Genomic DNA, 14,813 nt, shown 5'->3' on the forward strand with positions numbered 1-14,813 from the left:
TGCGGTAGTGCGGGCAGGGCAGTGGTGGGCGCGCCACCGGCGGATTCCCGGCTGGCACAACCGGAGCGACATCGCCCGGATAGAGCTGTACACCCGCGTCACGCTGTATGTGGTCATCTGGCTGATGCTGCTGTCGCAGTTCGCCCTGACCGTGACCGCGCCGGTCCGCGCGGCGGCCCCCGCCGCGCTGATCGCCGCGGCCTGCGTCCTCGGGCTGGCGCAGGGCGCCTGGAACAGCCGGCTGGCCTCGCGCGGCCTCGACATCTATCTGGGCCGCGCCCCCTTCGAACGGCACGCGTTCGTGGTCGGCGCCGTCCTGATGCTGGGGGCGGCGGGCACACTGCTGGCCCTGGCCACCTACCTCGCCCCCGGCGGCTTCCCGATGTTCGTGCTCGCGCTCGGCGCGTCGCTGCTGCCCTTCTTCGGGGCGCTGAGCCTGGTCACCGCGCGGCGCGGGACGGCCCTGCTGGCGACCCTCGCCCTGGCCTGCGCCACGGGCGTGGGCCTCGGCCTGTCCGGCCATGGGCGGCTCGTCGTCCTCTCGGTGTTCGGCGTCGTGTTCGGCGGGGTGTGGGGTGTCTGCACGATGCGGCCCTCGGGCTGGACCCTGAAGGGCATGTGGGACCTGCACGAGGCCCGCGAGACCAAGGCCATGCTCGCCGTCGCCGAGGAGCGGCTGCGCTTCGGCCGCGACCTGCACGACGTGATGGGCCGCAATCTGTCCGTCGTCGCCCTCAAGAGCGAGCTGGCGGTCCAGCTCGTCCGGCGCGGCCGGACCGAGGCGGCCGTCGCGCAGATGGTCGAGGTGCAGCGCATCGCGCGGGAGTCGCAGAAGGAGGTGCGCGATGTCGTACGGGGATACCGCGAGGCCGACCTCGCGGTCGAACTGGCCGGTGCGCGCGGCGTGCTGGACGCCGCGGGGATCACCTGCGCGGTGACCGGCTCGCCGGCCGGGCTGCCCGACCCGGTGCAGGCGGCGCTCGGCTGGGTGGTGCGGGAGGCGACGACGAACGTGCTGCGGCACGGCGACGCGAAGACCTGCCGGGTGGAGCTGGTGACCGGAGTGGAGGACGTGGTGCTGACCGTGGAGAACGACGGGGCCGGCGACGGCGCGGAGGCCGGCACCGGCTCCGGGCTCGCCGGGCTGCGGGAGCGGCTCGCCGTCCTGGGCGGGGAGTTGACGGCGGGCCGGGCCGGCCGGGGCGTCTTCCGGGTGCGGGCGCGGGTCCCGCTGCCCGGGGCGGCCGGCGCCGGTGCGCGGCAGGAACGGGAGAGCGCCCGATGACCGTACGTGTCCTGCTCGCCGACGACGAGCACCTGATCCGCGGGGCGCTCGCCGCCCTCCTCGCGCTGGAGGACGACCTGGTCGTGGTCGCCGAGGCGGCGACCGGGCCCGAGGCGCTGGCCATGGCGCGGGCCCACGGGCCGGACGTCGCCGTGCTCGACCTCCAGATGCCGGGCGCCGACGGTGTGAGCGTGGCCACATCGATCAGGGCCGAGCTGCCCGGCTGCCGCACCATGATCGTCACCAGCCACGGGCGCCCGGGGCACCTCAAGCGGGCGCTCGCCGCCGGGGTGCGCGGCTTCGTGCCGAAGACGGTCAGCGCCCAGCGGCTCGCCGAGATCATCCGGACCGTGCACGCGGGAAACCGTTACGTGGACCCCGAGTTGGCGGCCGACGCGATCGCCTCCGGCGACTCCCCGCTGACCGTGCGCGAGGCCGAGGTGCTGGAGCTGGCGGCGGACGGGGCGCCGGTCGCGGAGATCGCCGAGCGAGCCGCCCTCTCCCCGGGCACGGTCCGCAACTACCTGTCGTCGGCCGTCTCCAAGCTCGGGGTGGAGAACCGGCACGCGGCCGTGCGTCTCGCGCGCGAGCGGGGTTGGGTATAGTTGGCGTCGCGCTTCGGCGCACGGAGCACCGCGTGAGCGGCGCTTTGCGAACGTAGCTCAGTTGGTAGAGCGCAACCTTGCCAAGGTTGAGGTCGCGAGTTCGAACCTCGTCGTTCGCTCCACAAGAAGAACCCCGGTCCGCTCGGACCGGGGTTCTTTCGTGTCCGGGGGCCCGGGTCACAGGGTCCAGGGCGTCCCGGTCAGCAGCTCGTACGCCTCGATGTACTTGGCGCGCGTCGCGGAGACGACCTCGTCGGGGAGGGCCGGCGGCGGGGTCTCGCCGCGGCGGTCCCAGCCGGACGCGGCCGACGTCAGCCAGTCCCGCACGAACTGCTTGTCGTAGCTGGGCTGCGCGCGGCCCGGCTGCCACTGGTCGGCCGGCCAGAAGCGTGACGAGTCCGGGGTCAGCACCTCGTCGGCGAGGATCAGCGTGCCGTCCTTGTCGAAGCCGAACTCGAACTTGGTGTCCGCCAGGATGATGCCGCGCTCGCGCGCGATGTCCCGCGCCCTGCCGTACACGGCGAGGGTCGCCTGGCGCAGCTGGGTGGCGGTCTCCGCGCCGACCTGGCGGGCCACTTCCTCGTACGACACGTTCTCGTCGTGCTCGCCGACCTCGGCCTTGGTGGCGGGCGTGAAGATCGGGGCGGGCAGCTCCGAGCCGTCGGACAGGCCCTCGGGCAGGGCGAGGCCGCAGACCGTGCGCGAGGCGTTGTACTCGGCCAGGCCGGAGCCGGTGAGATAGCCGCGGGCGACCGCCTCGACCGGGACCATGTCCAGGCTGGTGCAGACGAGGGTGCGGCCCGCCCAGTCGGCGGGGGCGCCCGCGGGCAGCTCCGTGGACAGCACGTGGTTCGGGATCAGCTCCCGGAGCTGGTCGAACCACCACAGCGACAGCTGGGTGAGCACCTTGCCCTTGTCCGGGATGGGGCTGGGCAGCACCCAGTCGTAGGCGGAGATGCGGTCGGTGGCGACCATCACGAGGTCGCCCGCCTCGTTGCGGTACAGGTCCCGCACCTTGCCGGTGTGGAGATGCACCAGGCCCGGCACCTGAAGCGGCTCGGGCTTTTCGACGAATCCGGACACGGTTCCTCCCCGTGGTTCTGTACGAGTGCTCCTGATTCTCCCGCACCGGAGGACGAGCCTTGGCCAGGGGTCGGCCCGAGGGGGGCGCTCAGTCCCGTTTGCAGATGCGGTCCAGGAGGTTGGCCGTCGCGCGCTGGATCCGCGGGTCGACGTGCCCGGGCCGGTCCAGGGCGGGGGACCAGGCGAACGTCCCGGACGCGAAGACCAGCGCGCCGGACGGGGAGCGGTACAGCGACGTCTCCTGGTGGCGGCGCGCCTTGTCGCCGTCCCGGTAGGGGGAGTGCGCCAGGAGGATGCGGTCCTCGTTCTCGGGCAGGGCGGTGCGCGGGAAGTAGCGGTCGGCCTCGCCGGCCACCAGACCGTCGATCTCGTCGCCCTCGTGCGCGCCCGTCGCCTCCCACAGCCAGTGGTCCGCGTTGCGCACCACCAGCGGGTGCGGCTCGGGGACCCGGCCCGCGTACTGGATGCCGAGGAGCTGCTGCTCGGGCCGGTCGATCTCCCGCCACAGCGTCGGCTTCCCCGGGCCGCGGCGCTTGCGGCAGGTCAGCAGGCGGTCCGGGACGCCGGACGCGGACGGCCCCAGCTCGACCTGCCAGTACATGGTGTTGGCCGACAGGAAGACCAGGGAGGTGCCCTGCTCGCGGGCCAGCTCGGTGGTGCGCCGCATGTTCGCCGACCAGTACTCGTCGTGGCCGGGGAAGACCAGGCCGCGGTAGCGCGTGGGGTCGATGCGGCCCGCGTGCAGGTCGCGGGCATCGGCGTACGCCAGGTCGTAGCCGTAGCGCTCCGCCCAGCGGATGAAGTCGTAGGCGTGGCCGACGTGCAGGGGCAGGCCCGCGCCCGCGTACGGGCGGTCGAAGGAGACCGTGACCGCGGCCTCGCTCTCGCCGAGCAGCCGGCCCTCCTCGTCCCACGCGTGGTAGAGGCTGGCGCCGATGTGCCCGTCCTCCGGGTACAGGTTGTACGCCTGCCAGGTGATGTCCGGCAGCAGCAGGAGCAGGTCCGCCGGGCGGTTGTCCCGGACCGTGAACGGGACGTGCGAGCGGTGGCCCCCGACGGTGGTCAGGACCGCGACGTACGCCCCCAGGCTCCAGAACGACGGGATCTGGAGGCGCCAGGACTGCCACCAGTGGTGGCAGGAGACGGTGCGGTCCACCGACAGCGGCGCGGGCTGGACGATGCCGGAGAGCCGGGGACTCGTGGTGATCTTGGAGGCGCCGTCGCCGCCGTAGTGCCCGATCCGGTAGATGTCCACGCTGAACTGCTGGGGCGGGTCGACCGTGATGTGGAAGTCGATCGCCTCGCCGGGCGCGGCCGCGCCGGTGGAGGTGAACCCCTTGATCTGCCGGTGCACGTCGTCGGCGGTCCGGGGGCCGCCGGTGCGCGGGCTCGGGATGGCCGCCGTGTTCGTGGAGCCGGGCTGCGCGAGGTCCGCGTACCAGGGGACGACCTGGCCCGTGTCGTCGAAGTAGGTCTCACTGCCGCGCAGCCAGGGCAGCGGGCCCTGGCCGAAGGGGTCGCTGACGGCGTGTGCCATCGCGCCCGACTCCCAGCGGCGGGTGCGGGGGCGCGGGGGCGGTGCGGCACCCTCTCCGGCCTGCTCCTCGGGGTGCTCCGCCCTGTCCGGACCCAGCGCCATGTGTCTTCCCCTCCCTCGCTCCCCCGAGCCGAGCGCGGATGTCGGGTCCGCTGGGCGCGCCGCTCTGGCCCGCCCGCTCGTCGCGCACGTCTGCTTGGTCGTCCCGCACGTCCGCCTGTTGTGTCCGCGACCGGTCCCAGCACATCACATTACGCGCGCGGTCCGTCACCGTTCGTCGTGAATTGACGGGACAGGAACGATTCCCTCCGCGACGCGCTTCGGCACGCATCCGGTCATACCAGACGTACGGGTTTCTCGGGGCGGATCCCGAGACGGGTCAGCCAGCCCCTGAGCGGCTCGGGGTCGCCGTCCTCCACCAGGCTCAGCACGCGCGGCCCGAGGTCGGCGGCGCGCTCGCCGCCGACCAGCAGCGACGGGCCGTCCAGCCAGTCCAGGCCGGGGGCCGCGCCGGCCGTGTCCACGGCGGCGCAGCAGACCATCGCCGTGACGTGGTCGGCGAGCAGCTCGCGGCCGGTGCGCGGGGGCTGGAGCGGGAAGAGCGGGAGGGCGCCCTCGTCCCAGAGCGCGCCGTCCGGGCCCTGGCCCGCCGGGGCCGCGGCGGGCGCGGGGCGCTCCTGCTCCTCGCGGGCCAGCTCGGCGGTGAGCCCCGCCGAGAGCGAGTCGGCCTCGGGGCGCAGGGTGGCTTCGGGGTCCAGGTCCGGGTCGGGGTCGGGGTCGGAGGTTCGGGTGTCCGAGGCGTCCGAGGTGTCGGCCGGGGTCGGGTTCCCCGCCGGGGACGGGGCCGGGGCGGTGGATACGTTCGGGGAGGGGGCGAGGGTGGCCACGGGGGTCGTCAGGTGGGCCAGGATGCGGTCCAGGGTCGGGCCCTCGGCGCCCGCGGCGGAGCCGGTCCCGGCGTCCACGCCCAGGGTGTCGAGGACGCGGTGCAGGCGGGCGGCGTCGGTGCGCCACTTGCGGTCCACGACCTCGTCCGGATACTCCTGCCAGTCGACCGGCGCCCAGTCCGGGCCGGTCTCGGCGGGCCCGCCGTGGAAGAGGCGGGCGGCGAGCAGCGAGGCCGCCTCGTCGATGGCGCCGGGCTCGTCCAGCAGGTCGCAGGCGGGGCGCTCGCCGAGCCGGGACGCGAAGGTCCCGTTCTGCGCGGCGAGGCGGTCGCGGCGGGACAGCTCGGTGAGGGCGGCGACGACGCCGGCGTCCAGCCGCGACGGCCAGCGGCCCATCCGCCAGGCGGGCAGCGCGACCCGGGTGAGGAGGCGGTCCCAGCCCGCGTAGGCGAGACCGACCTGTTCCTGGGCGACGATCCGCAGGCCGTAGTCCACGGTCTGGGCCCGCTCGGCGGCGGCCGCGGCGACCCCGCGCTCCATCTCGGCGGCGTGGATCCGGCAGCCGCTCAGCATCTGCCGGGCGACCCAGCCGACGGCGCCGAGCACGGTGCGGGCGAGGGGCCCGCGCCCGGGCGCCGAGCCGACGGCCACGGCGGCGTCCAGGCCGCGTACGAAGCGGCGGGCGGCGGCTATGTCGGGGTGGGCGCTCGGTCCCGTACCGGCGACGACCGGGGCGAGGACGGCGCGCAGCTCACCCACCCGCATCCACCACAGGAACGGGGAGCCGATGACGAGTACCGGTGCGACCGGCGCGACCGGCGCGGTGCTGCCCTCGGCGGCGGCGCCCGGTGCGGCGGCGCTCCGGGGCGGGCCGTGGGCCGGGTGGGTGCGGTCCTCCAGCCAGCTGTCGCAGTCCGGGGTCAGCGCTATCGCCGACGGCGCCGGGACGTCCAGCCGGTCGGCCAGGTCGCGCACCAGCCGGTAGAGATCGGGGGCGGTGCTCTCGGCGATCGGCACGGTCGGGCTGAGCGCGGGGCGGGCCCGCGCCACGACGAGCGCGACGCCCGCGGCGGCGAGCAGCACGAGCACCGCGACCGCGGAGACCACGATCCGCGCGACGTCCCAACTCCCGCCCGTCAGATGACCGGTGGCGCCGCCCGCGAGCAGCACCACGGAGCCGGCCGCGGGCAGCAGGGCGAGCGCCGTCGCCCTGCCGCGGATGCGCAGCACGGCGAGAGCCCGGGAGCGCGCCGTGCGCGCCCCCACCTCCGCACCCATACCGGACACGACCGATGTCACCCCCTGCTGCCTCTGCCTTTTGTCCCGCCGGGGGCCGAGGCCCGTGGCCGAACACTGGTGGCGTTGCTCACTCCCCCACTGTGGCACCCGTCACTGACATCGCAATGCCGGTGGTCCGTCTGGTTCTGTCCCCGGCTCCGCCACGGCTTCCACCGGGGCGGAGTCCGGCCGCGCGGGTGCCCGAACTCCGTGCGCCGCACCCTAGTTGGGCTCCGGGGCGTCGTCAGCCGGATGGGCGAGCGGTCACCCGATGGAATGGCTTTGGGTAAAGGTGGCTGACATGGGAGCGCCGGGCGGGAGAGGGTGACTCCCACCCGGCGTCCGGTGCCGGCGGCCGGCGGTCAGCTCTCGGCCGCCGCCTTCGCGGCGATGTCCGTGCGGTGCTGGGAGCCGTCGAGCCCGATGCGGCCCACGGCGGCGTACGCCCGCTCGCGGGCCTGCGCGAGATCGCCGCCCGTCGCCGTCACGGACAGCACCCGGCCGCCCGCGCTGAGGACCGGCCCGTTCTCGCCGTCGCGACTGGTCCCGGCGTGCAGGACGTACGCGTCGGGGGCATCCTGTGCGGCCACCGCGTCGAGCCCGGTGATCGGGTCCCCGGTGCGCGGGGTGCCCGGATAGTTGTGCGAGGCGATGACGACGGTGACGGCCGCGTCGTCGCTCCAGCGCAGCGGCTCCAGGTCGGCGAGCGTGCCGTTCGCCGCGGCGAGCAGGACCCCGGCGAGCGGCGTCGTCAGCCGGGCCAGGACGACCTGGGTCTCCGGGTCGCCGAAGCGGGCGTTGAACTCGATGACGCGGACGCCGCGGCCGGTGATCGCGAGTCCGGCGTAGAGCAGGCCGGAGAACGGCGTGCCGCGTCGCCTCATCTCGTCCACCGTCGGCTGGAGGACGGTGTCGAGCACCTCCCGCACCAGCTTCGGGTCGGCCCACGGCAGCGGCGAGTAGGCGCCCATGCCGCCGGTGTTCGGGCCCTCGTCGCCGTCCAGCGCGCGCTTGAAGTCCTGGGCGGGCTGGAGCGGGACGACCGTCGTGCCGTCGGTGATCGCGAAGAGCGAGACCTCGGGGCCGTCGAGGAACTCCTCGATGACGACGCGCCCGCAGGCGTTGGCGTGGGCGCGCGCCCGGTCGACGTCGTCGGTCACGACGACGCCCTTGCCCGCCGCGAGCCCGTCGTCCTTGACGACGTACGGGGCGCCGAACGCGTCCAGCGCCTCGTCGACCTCGGCCGGGGTCGTGCAGACGTAGGAGCGGGCGGTGGGTACGGCGGCGCCGGCCATGACGTCCTTGGCGAACGCCTTGGAGCCCTCCAGGCGGGCGGCCTCGCCGGACGGGCCGAAGACGGGGATCCCGGCGGCCCGGACGGCGTCGGCGACGCCTGCCACCAGGGGTGCTTCGGGGCCTACGACGACGAGGTCGGCCTCCAGTCTCCGGGCGAGCGCGGTGACCGCCGCACCGTCGAGGGCGTCGACCGCGTGCAGCTCGGCGACCTCGGCGATGCCTGCGTTGCCGGGGGCGCAGTGCAGGGCGGAGACGTCGGGGTCGAGGGACATTGAGCGGCACAGGGCGTGTTCGCGGGCGCCGCTGCCGATGACGAGGACCTTCACACCGTCAGCCTATCCGGCGCGGGCACGGGCTCTTGTAGGGGCGTCCCACGGTGGGCCGGGGCGGCGTTTGTGGGTTTCTCCAGCCGGGTGGGTGCGCCGACGGGTGCCGGGCCGCCGGGACTCGGCCACCGGGCGGGCCAGGTCCGGCCCGGAGCTACTCGTTGGTGAACTCCTCCATCACCGTGGCGCCCAGCTCGCGGACGATCAGCTCGTGGCCCGACAGCGCGTTCTCGTCCAGGTCGGGGTCGTCGTCCTCCGGGGTGTCGTCCTCCACGGAGACCGTGCGGCGGGCCGGGGGCGGGGACGGCGCGGGGGCCGGCGGGGCCGGGGACGAGGACGGTGCGGCGGCCGGTGCCGCGGACGCTTGCGGGGCGGCCGGTCGGGGAGCGGGCGGGGCGGGGCTGTACCCGCCGCCACCGCCGCCTCCGCTTCCGCCGCCACCGCCGGGTCCGCCGTAGCCTCCGGCTGCACCGCCGCCGTAGCCACCGCCGCCGAAGCCGCCACCGGTGGGCGCGGGGGCGCCGCCGCCCGAGGGGTCCACGGCCGCGTCGATCTTCCACTGGACGTGGAACTGCTCGGTCAGGGCGGCCTTCAGGACGTCTTCGCCGCCGCTGCTCACGAACCGGTCACGCGCGCCCGCGTTCACGAACCCGAGCTGCAACGTGGTGCCGTCGAAGCCCGTCACCTGGGCGTTCTGGCTGATCAGCATCCAGGTGAAGCGGCGCTTGTTCTTGACCGCCTCCAGGATGTTCGGCCACAGGGTGCGCGGGTCGGGGCCGCCGGCCGGGGCCGCCGCCATGGGAGCGGGGGCGGCGGGCGCGGCGGCCTCCGCCGCGGGCTGCTGGGGCGCGGGCGGCTGTCCGGTACCGGCGGCCGTCGCGGTGGGCCAGCCACCGGGCCTGCGGCCTCCGCCGGCGGGCGCCGCGGTGGGCCAGGCACCGGGCGCCTGGGCGGGCTCGGACGCCGGGGCGGGAGCGGGGGCCGGAGCGGGGGCCTCGGCCTGTGTCGGGGCGGGGGTAGGGGCGGGGGGCTGGACCGGAGCGGGCGCCGGAGCCGGGGCGGGGGCGGTAGCCGGGGCGGGGGTGGCCCCCGCGGCAGCCCCGTGAGCCTCTCCGTAACCCGAACCCGAACCCGCACCCGAACTCGCACCCGCGCCCGCACCGGGACCGGTCCCCGAACCCGTGCCCGGGGCGCCGCCGCGCACGGCCGCGCGGGCCGCCGCCGGGCCGCCGCCGGGCTGGACCGGTGCCGCCTGGGGCACCGCGTGGGCATCGGGACCGGGCACGTAGGCCATCGCCGGACCGGGCCCCTGTCCGCCCGGGGTGAAGACGCCGCCGCGCTCGATGCGGTCGAGGCGTGCCATGACCGAGCGCTCGTCGTCGTACGCGGCGGGCAGCAGCACGCGCGCGCAGATCAGCTCCAGCTGGAGTCGCGGCGCGTTGGCCCCGCGCATCTCGGTCAGGCCCTCGTTGACCAGGTCGGCGGCGCGGCTCAGCTCGGCGGCGCCGAACGTGCTCGCCTGCGCCTGCATCCGCTCCACGACATCGGCCGGGGCGTCGATCAGCCCCTTCTCGGCGGCGTCCGGCACGGCGGCCAGGATGACCAGGTCGCGCAGCCGCTCCAGCAGGTCGGAGACGAACCGGCGCGGGTCGTTGCCCCCCTCGATGATCCGGTCCACGACCTCGAAGGCGGCGGCGCCGTCCCCGGTGGCGAAGGCCTCGACGACGGAGTCGAGCAGCGACGCCTCCGTGTAGCCGAGCAGACCCGTCGCCATGGCGTACGTCACACCCTCCTCGCCTGCGCCGGCGAGCAGCTGGTCCATGACGGACATGGAGTCACGGACGGATCCCGCGCCGGCCCGCACGACGAGCGGCAGCACCCCCTCCGCGACGGGGATGTCCTCCTTGCCGCACACCTCGCCGAGGTACTCCCGCAGCGTGCCGGGCGGCACCAGCCGGAACGGGTAGTGGTGGGTGCGCGACCGGATCGTCCCGATGACCTTCTCGGGCTCGGTCGTGGCGAAGATGAACTTGAGGTGCTCCGGCGGCTCCTCGACGACCTTCAGCAGGGCGTTGAACCCCGCCGAGGTGACCATGTGGGCCTCGTCGATGATGTAGATCTTGTACCGGCTGCCCGCAGGACCGAAGAACGCCTTCTCGCGCAGGTCACGGGCGTCGTCCACACCACCGTGCGACGCCGCGTCGATCTCGATGACGTCGATCGAACCCGGTCCGTTCCGCGCGAGGTCCTGGCAGGACTGGCACTCCCCGCACGGCGTGGGGGTGGGGCCCTGCTCGCAGTTCAGACAGCGGGCCAGGATGCGCGCACTGGTCGTCTTGCCACAGCCGCGCGGACCTGAGAACAGGTACGCGTGATTGACCCGGTTGTTCCGCAGCGCCTGCTGCAACGGGTCGGTGACATGCTCCTGCCCGATGACCTCGGCGAACGACTCCGGGCGATAGCGGCGGTACAGCGCGAGAGACGACACATCTACGAGGTTATAGGCGCCCACCGACAACCCGGCCCGCCCGACCGCCCCCGGGAACGCAGACGCCCCCCACGCACCCGCCAGAGCCGACCTACCCTTGCTGCCTTCCGGCCCTGGGGGAGTTCAGTCAGATAGCGCCACGTGAGGGGCTGCGCCCAGAGTACATGCTCCGGCCGGGTGGGAACGAGTTCGCGAGCACTCCTCAACGTCTTGTATTGTTTGCCGCGGAGGATTCGCCTAGAGGCCTAGGGCGCACGCTTGGAAAGCGTGTTGGGGGCAACCCCTCACGAGTTCGAATCTCGTATCCTCCGCAGGCTGAAGGCCCGGACCGTGCAAACGGTCCGGGCCTTCGTCGTTGCCCGGCCCGGCCGGGCCGGGCAAGCACGGGCGCTTCCGTGTGACGCGCGTCATACAGCCGCCCGTCCCGCACGCCCGGCCGGCCGCGCCGTCCCGGGCACCCGAGATCCCTGGCCGACAGACCCAGCGCCGTCGTCTCGCCGACGCTCGCGTCCAGGTCGCTACGACAAGACCGCCCAGTCCTACGAGGCGGCTGTCGCCCTCGCCTCACTCCTGGTGTGGGCGTGACATTCGACGAGAGAACTAGGTCGAGCGGCGGAGAACGCGGCCCGTCCCTCTGGGCCCATTGGCCGAGGCGGCGGCACGGGGTGAGGGGGCAAGGTCGCCCCATGCACAACGTTCCTGCACAGCGGCCGGACCGCCAAAGACCCGGAGGCAACGCCTTCCTCGCCGCCTTGTTCGTCGACGCCCTGGGCTCGGGCCTGTATCTCCCGCTGACCTTGCTCTTCATCCACGAGGTGACCGGGCTCTCGGTGACGACCGTCGGACTCGGAGTCACCGTGGCGGCGGCCGTGGGCCTTGCGGCGAGTCCGGTGGCGGGCGTCCTGGTGGACCGGTTCGGTTCGCGGACCGTCCTGATCGGCACGTATCTGGTGCGTGCGCTCGGCTTCGCCCTGTACCCGCTGGTGGGGAGCTTCCCCGCGCTGATCGCCGTCGCCGCCGTGATCGCGGCGGGCGACCGGGCCTACTACCCGGCCACGTCGAGTTACACGGCCGCCATCGCGTCCGGCGCGGACCGGGACAGGCTGTACGCCTTCGTGGCGATGGCCCGCAACATCGGCTTCGGTCTGGGTGGCCTGCTGTCGACGGCCGCGCTCACACTGATCGGCGGCCAGGGGTTCGCCGTGATGGCGGTCGTCAACGCGGTCAGCTTCCTCGGGGCGGCCGGATGTCTCGCCCTGGCCGCCCCCCGGCCGGTCGACGAGAGCGCCCGCCCCGCCGAGCCGGTCCGGCGGCGGGGTGGATACCGGAGCGTCCTCGCCGACCGGCCCTTCCTCTCGCTGGTCGCGGCGGAACAGGCGTTCACGCTCGCGCACTCGGTCCTGCCGGTCGCCCTGCCGCTCTACGCCGTGACCGTTCTCGACGCGCCGCCCGCTGTCCTGGGCGTGCTGTACACCCTCAACACCGCCCTCCTCGTCGTCGGCCAGCTCCCCGTGCGGCGGCTCCAGGTCAAAGCCCGCCGCACCCACGCGCTCGCTCTGGGCGGCGCTGTCTTCGCCGCCTCCTGCGCCGCGTTCGCCGCGACGGCGTACCTGCCGCACGGCGGCTGGCAGCTCGCCGGACTGGTCGCCGCGACACTCGTCTACACGGCCGGTGAACTGATGCACACCGCACCGTCCTCGGCTCTCGCCGCCGCTGTCGCGCCCGCCGCGCTCCGAGGCCGGTACCTCACCGTCTACCAGCTCACCTGGGGCGTGGCCGCGATCATCGCCCCGGCCGGCTTCTCCGCGCTGCTCGACGTGGCCGCTCCCCTGTTGTGGACCGTGCTGGGGCTGTCCCTCGTGCTCGCGTGCACCTGGGTGCTCAGGGTCTCGCGCGGCCTGTCCGACGCGGCTCTGTACCCGCTGCCCGCGACGGCACCGACGCCATCCGTCTCCGCGTCCCGGCCACGGGCACGACAGCCGGACCTGCGGGGAGAGCCCGGCTCGCGACAGGACACGGACGCTTGACCTCCCGTCATCACTGCTCGTAGGGCGGTTCTGGGGGTGCCCGGAAAACCATGGAGCCAGAGTCGCAGGCAGGCGAGAGCGCCCACAGCTCGGAGGTTTGAAGACAGCTCCTTGGCTTGTCATTTATGGTCCGGCGTCGAACGCGGCTCGAACTCGGTCGGCTTTTTCAAAGTTCAGCGGACACGTAGGAGGCCTTCGTCTGATCCTGCGCTCCGTCACAGAGTGGACCAGCACGAAGGCCGTGATCGTGAGTTGGTGCATCAGGGCGTCCTGCGGGATGCGTTCGCGGAAGTGTCCGGCTTCCGATCCGCGAGGGCAAGCATCAGATGGTGCCCGGCCGGCCGTACTCGGTGGTGGCCGCGCTGGAGACCGGCAGCACGTCCTGGACGGCGGTGCTGGACGCGGTGCGCCTGGACCCCGGCGCCGACGTCGCCGCGGTGACCACGGTCCTGCTCCGCGAGGTCGTCGAACGGCTCGTCGCCGCCGGCCAGTGGAAGCGGGGCGACCCCGACGTCCTGGTCGTGCTGGACGCCGGATACGACGCGCCCCGCATCGCTCACCCGCTGGGCGACCTGCCCGTCGAGATCCTGGGCCGACTGCGCTCGGACCGGGTGATGCGCCGGCCGACGCCCTCCCTCAAGGAGTACACCCTGTCCTGTCCCCAAGGCGGGCGACCGCCGAAGCACGTCGGCGAGTTCGTCCTCGGCGACCCGGCCACCCGGGGCACCGAGCAACCCAGGACGGTCACCGACACTCGCCGCTACGGGAAGGCGACCGCGCAGGCAGGGGACCGGCTGCATCCGAGGCTGACCCGTCGGGCGGCCTGGCTCGACCACGACGGCCCGCTGCCTCTCATCGAGGGCACCGTCATCCGTCTGGTCGTGGAGAAGCTGCCCGGCGGCGGGGTCGACAAGCAGGTCCGGCTGTAGTGGTCCGGCACCGACCCCACCACCGGCGACGTGGACCGCTGCTGGCATTCCTTCCTCCGCCGCTTCGACATCGAGCACACATTCCGCCTGTTCAAGCAGACGCTCGGACGGACCAAGCCCCGGCTTCGCAGCTCGGAAGCAGCCGATCGGTGGACCTGGCTGGTGATCGCCGCCTACGCCCAGCTCCGGCTCGCCCGCCCGCCGGCCGCTGACCTCCGGCGCCCTTGGAGAAGCCGGCCGAGCCGAACAGACTCACTCCTGCCCGCGTTCGAAGGGGGTTCCGCAACCTGCGTACGAAGACCGGCACTCCAACCGGTGCACCGAAACCGTCCCGCCCCGGACCCGGCCGTCCGCCGGGCTCAAAGAACCGTCACCCCGCCACCCGTCATGACGTGGGCAGAGTCCTCGCGACCGGCGAGGCGTACACCCTTCCCGCCCATCACAAGGAGGGCACCAAGCCTCGCCGCACAGCGTGAACCCGCAGCTCATGCCATCCACGACCACCGATGCACCTCCCACCAGGCAAAATGAGCGACATGGGCGACGACGGGAACACCAGGTTCGTGCTGCCGCGGGGGGCGACAGGCTTCTTCTGGCCGAAGGAGGGCCCGCTCCCGAAGACCGACCTGCGGGCGTTCCGCACCGCTCTGTATTCCGCGGCCCGCGGCGCCGGAGGCACAGTGGGCGAGGTGGAGGAACAGGCATATCCTCGGACCTTCCACACTGCATCGGTCGTCGCAGGCGCAGGCGCAGGCGAGAGCATCGTCCTGTGTCACGCTCATCACCCCTGGATCGCCTTCGCCCAGGCACGTCGGAACGGGTACGGGGAGGAGTTCCTCGCACCGCCTCCGTGGGCTCATGCCTTTACCGACGCGGGCTTCGTCGTCCTGAGCGGCGAGTTGCTTGCCACACCGCTTTCCGACGTGGACACCTCAGTGCTCGGGCCGGGCGAGTGGCGTGAGGTCCGCTTCCACAGCATCACGACGTTGGGCGGGGTCCTCTTCAACGCTTGGGACTGACAAGCGAGCAGAGCCGTCAAACGGTTTGCCCCCCTCGTCGGCCGCGGACCAGC

The 14,813-nt window shown here is 73.8% G+C and carries 9 protein-coding genes, 2 tRNA genes, 1 other RNA gene and 1 pseudogene; 7 read left to right on the forward strand and 6 right to left on the reverse strand.

Annotation, left to right across the window (positions count from 1 at the left end; genetic code table 11):
- Positions 1-7: 7 nt before the first annotated feature.
- The 3 genes from ACIP5K_RS11195 to ACIP5K_RS11205 all read left to right on the forward strand — a co-directional run bounded on the left by ACIP5K_RS11195 (position 8) and on the right by ACIP5K_RS11205 (position 2,012).
- Positions 8-1,285 carry a sensor histidine kinase gene (locus ACIP5K_RS11195; RefSeq protein WP_401407859.1) on the forward strand — a complete coding sequence of 426 codons (1,278 nt, stop codon included), beginning with the start codon at positions 8-10 and terminating at the stop codon, positions 1,283-1,285.
- Positions 1,282-1,890: a response regulator gene (locus tag ACIP5K_RS11200; RefSeq protein WP_401407861.1), complete on the forward strand. Its 609-nt coding sequence runs from the start codon at positions 1,282-1,284 to the stop codon at positions 1,888-1,890. The genes ACIP5K_RS11195 and ACIP5K_RS11200 overlap by 4 nt, the downstream gene beginning before the upstream one ends.
- A 46-nt stretch (positions 1,891-1,936) precedes the next feature.
- Positions 1,937-2,012: transfer RNA gene (locus ACIP5K_RS11205), tRNA-Gly, on the forward strand.
- Between the two features lie 55 nt (positions 2,013-2,067).
- Here the strand turns inward: ACIP5K_RS11205 and ACIP5K_RS11210 are convergent.
- The 6 genes from ACIP5K_RS11210 to ffs form a co-directional block, all read right to left on the reverse strand.
- Positions 2,068-2,973, reverse strand: coding sequence for a phosphoribosylaminoimidazolesuccinocarboxamide synthase (locus ACIP5K_RS11210; RefSeq protein ID WP_401407863.1), 906 nt, complete (start codon positions 2,971-2,973; stop codon positions 2,068-2,070).
- An 88-nt stretch (positions 2,974-3,061) separates the two neighbouring features.
- Positions 3,062-4,510 carry a N,N-dimethylformamidase beta subunit family domain-containing protein gene (locus ACIP5K_RS11215; RefSeq protein ID WP_401408966.1) on the reverse strand — a complete coding sequence of 483 codons (1,449 nt, stop codon included), beginning with the start codon at positions 4,508-4,510 and terminating at the stop codon, positions 3,062-3,064.
- Between the two features lie 335 nt (positions 4,511-4,845).
- Positions 4,846-6,675, reverse strand: a complete 1,830-nt coding sequence (locus ACIP5K_RS11220) for a hypothetical protein (protein ID WP_401408969.1) — start codon at positions 6,673-6,675, stop codon at positions 4,846-4,848.
- Positions 6,676-7,037: 362 nt separating this feature from the next.
- Positions 7,038-8,297 (reverse strand): phosphoribosylamine--glycine ligase, encoded by a 1,260-nt coding sequence (purD, locus tag ACIP5K_RS11225; RefSeq protein WP_401407865.1) that lies wholly within the window; start codon positions 8,295-8,297, stop codon positions 7,038-7,040.
- Between the two features lie 154 nt (positions 8,298-8,451).
- Positions 8,452-10,785, reverse strand: a complete 2,334-nt coding sequence (locus tag ACIP5K_RS11230; RefSeq protein ID WP_401407867.1) for a DNA polymerase III subunit gamma and tau — start codon at positions 10,783-10,785, stop codon at positions 8,452-8,454.
- Between the two features lie 57 nt (positions 10,786-10,842).
- Positions 10,843-10,939, reverse strand: an RNA gene (ffs, locus tag ACIP5K_RS11235) — signal recognition particle sRNA small type.
- A gap of 72 nt (positions 10,940-11,011) precedes the next feature.
- On the opposite strand from ffs, the gene ACIP5K_RS11240 reads away from it, so the two are divergent.
- From ACIP5K_RS11240 to ACIP5K_RS11255, 4 genes and pseudogenes are all read left to right on the forward strand, one after another.
- A tRNA-Ser gene (locus ACIP5K_RS11240) sits at positions 11,012-11,096 on the forward strand.
- Positions 11,097-11,471: 375 nt separating this feature from the next.
- A complete protein-coding gene (locus ACIP5K_RS11245; RefSeq protein WP_401407869.1) occupies positions 11,472-12,812 on the forward strand; it encodes an MFS transporter in 1,341 nt (446 codons plus the stop codon).
- Between the two features lie 317 nt (positions 12,813-13,129).
- A pseudogene (locus ACIP5K_RS11250) lies at positions 13,130-14,217 on the forward strand (transposase); the annotation flags it as partial.
- A 60-nt stretch (positions 14,218-14,277) separates the two neighbouring features.
- Positions 14,278-14,760 carry a hypothetical protein gene (locus tag ACIP5K_RS11255; protein WP_401407871.1) on the forward strand — a complete coding sequence of 161 codons (483 nt, stop codon included), beginning with the start codon at positions 14,278-14,280 and terminating at the stop codon, positions 14,758-14,760.
- The last annotated feature ends 53 nt before the right edge of the window (positions 14,761-14,813 follow it).

Origin of the sequence: Streptomyces sp. NPDC088785, assembly GCF_044750685.1 — a bacterium.
Taxonomy (GTDB): domain Bacteria; phylum Actinomycetota; class Actinomycetes; order Streptomycetales; family Streptomycetaceae; genus Streptomyces.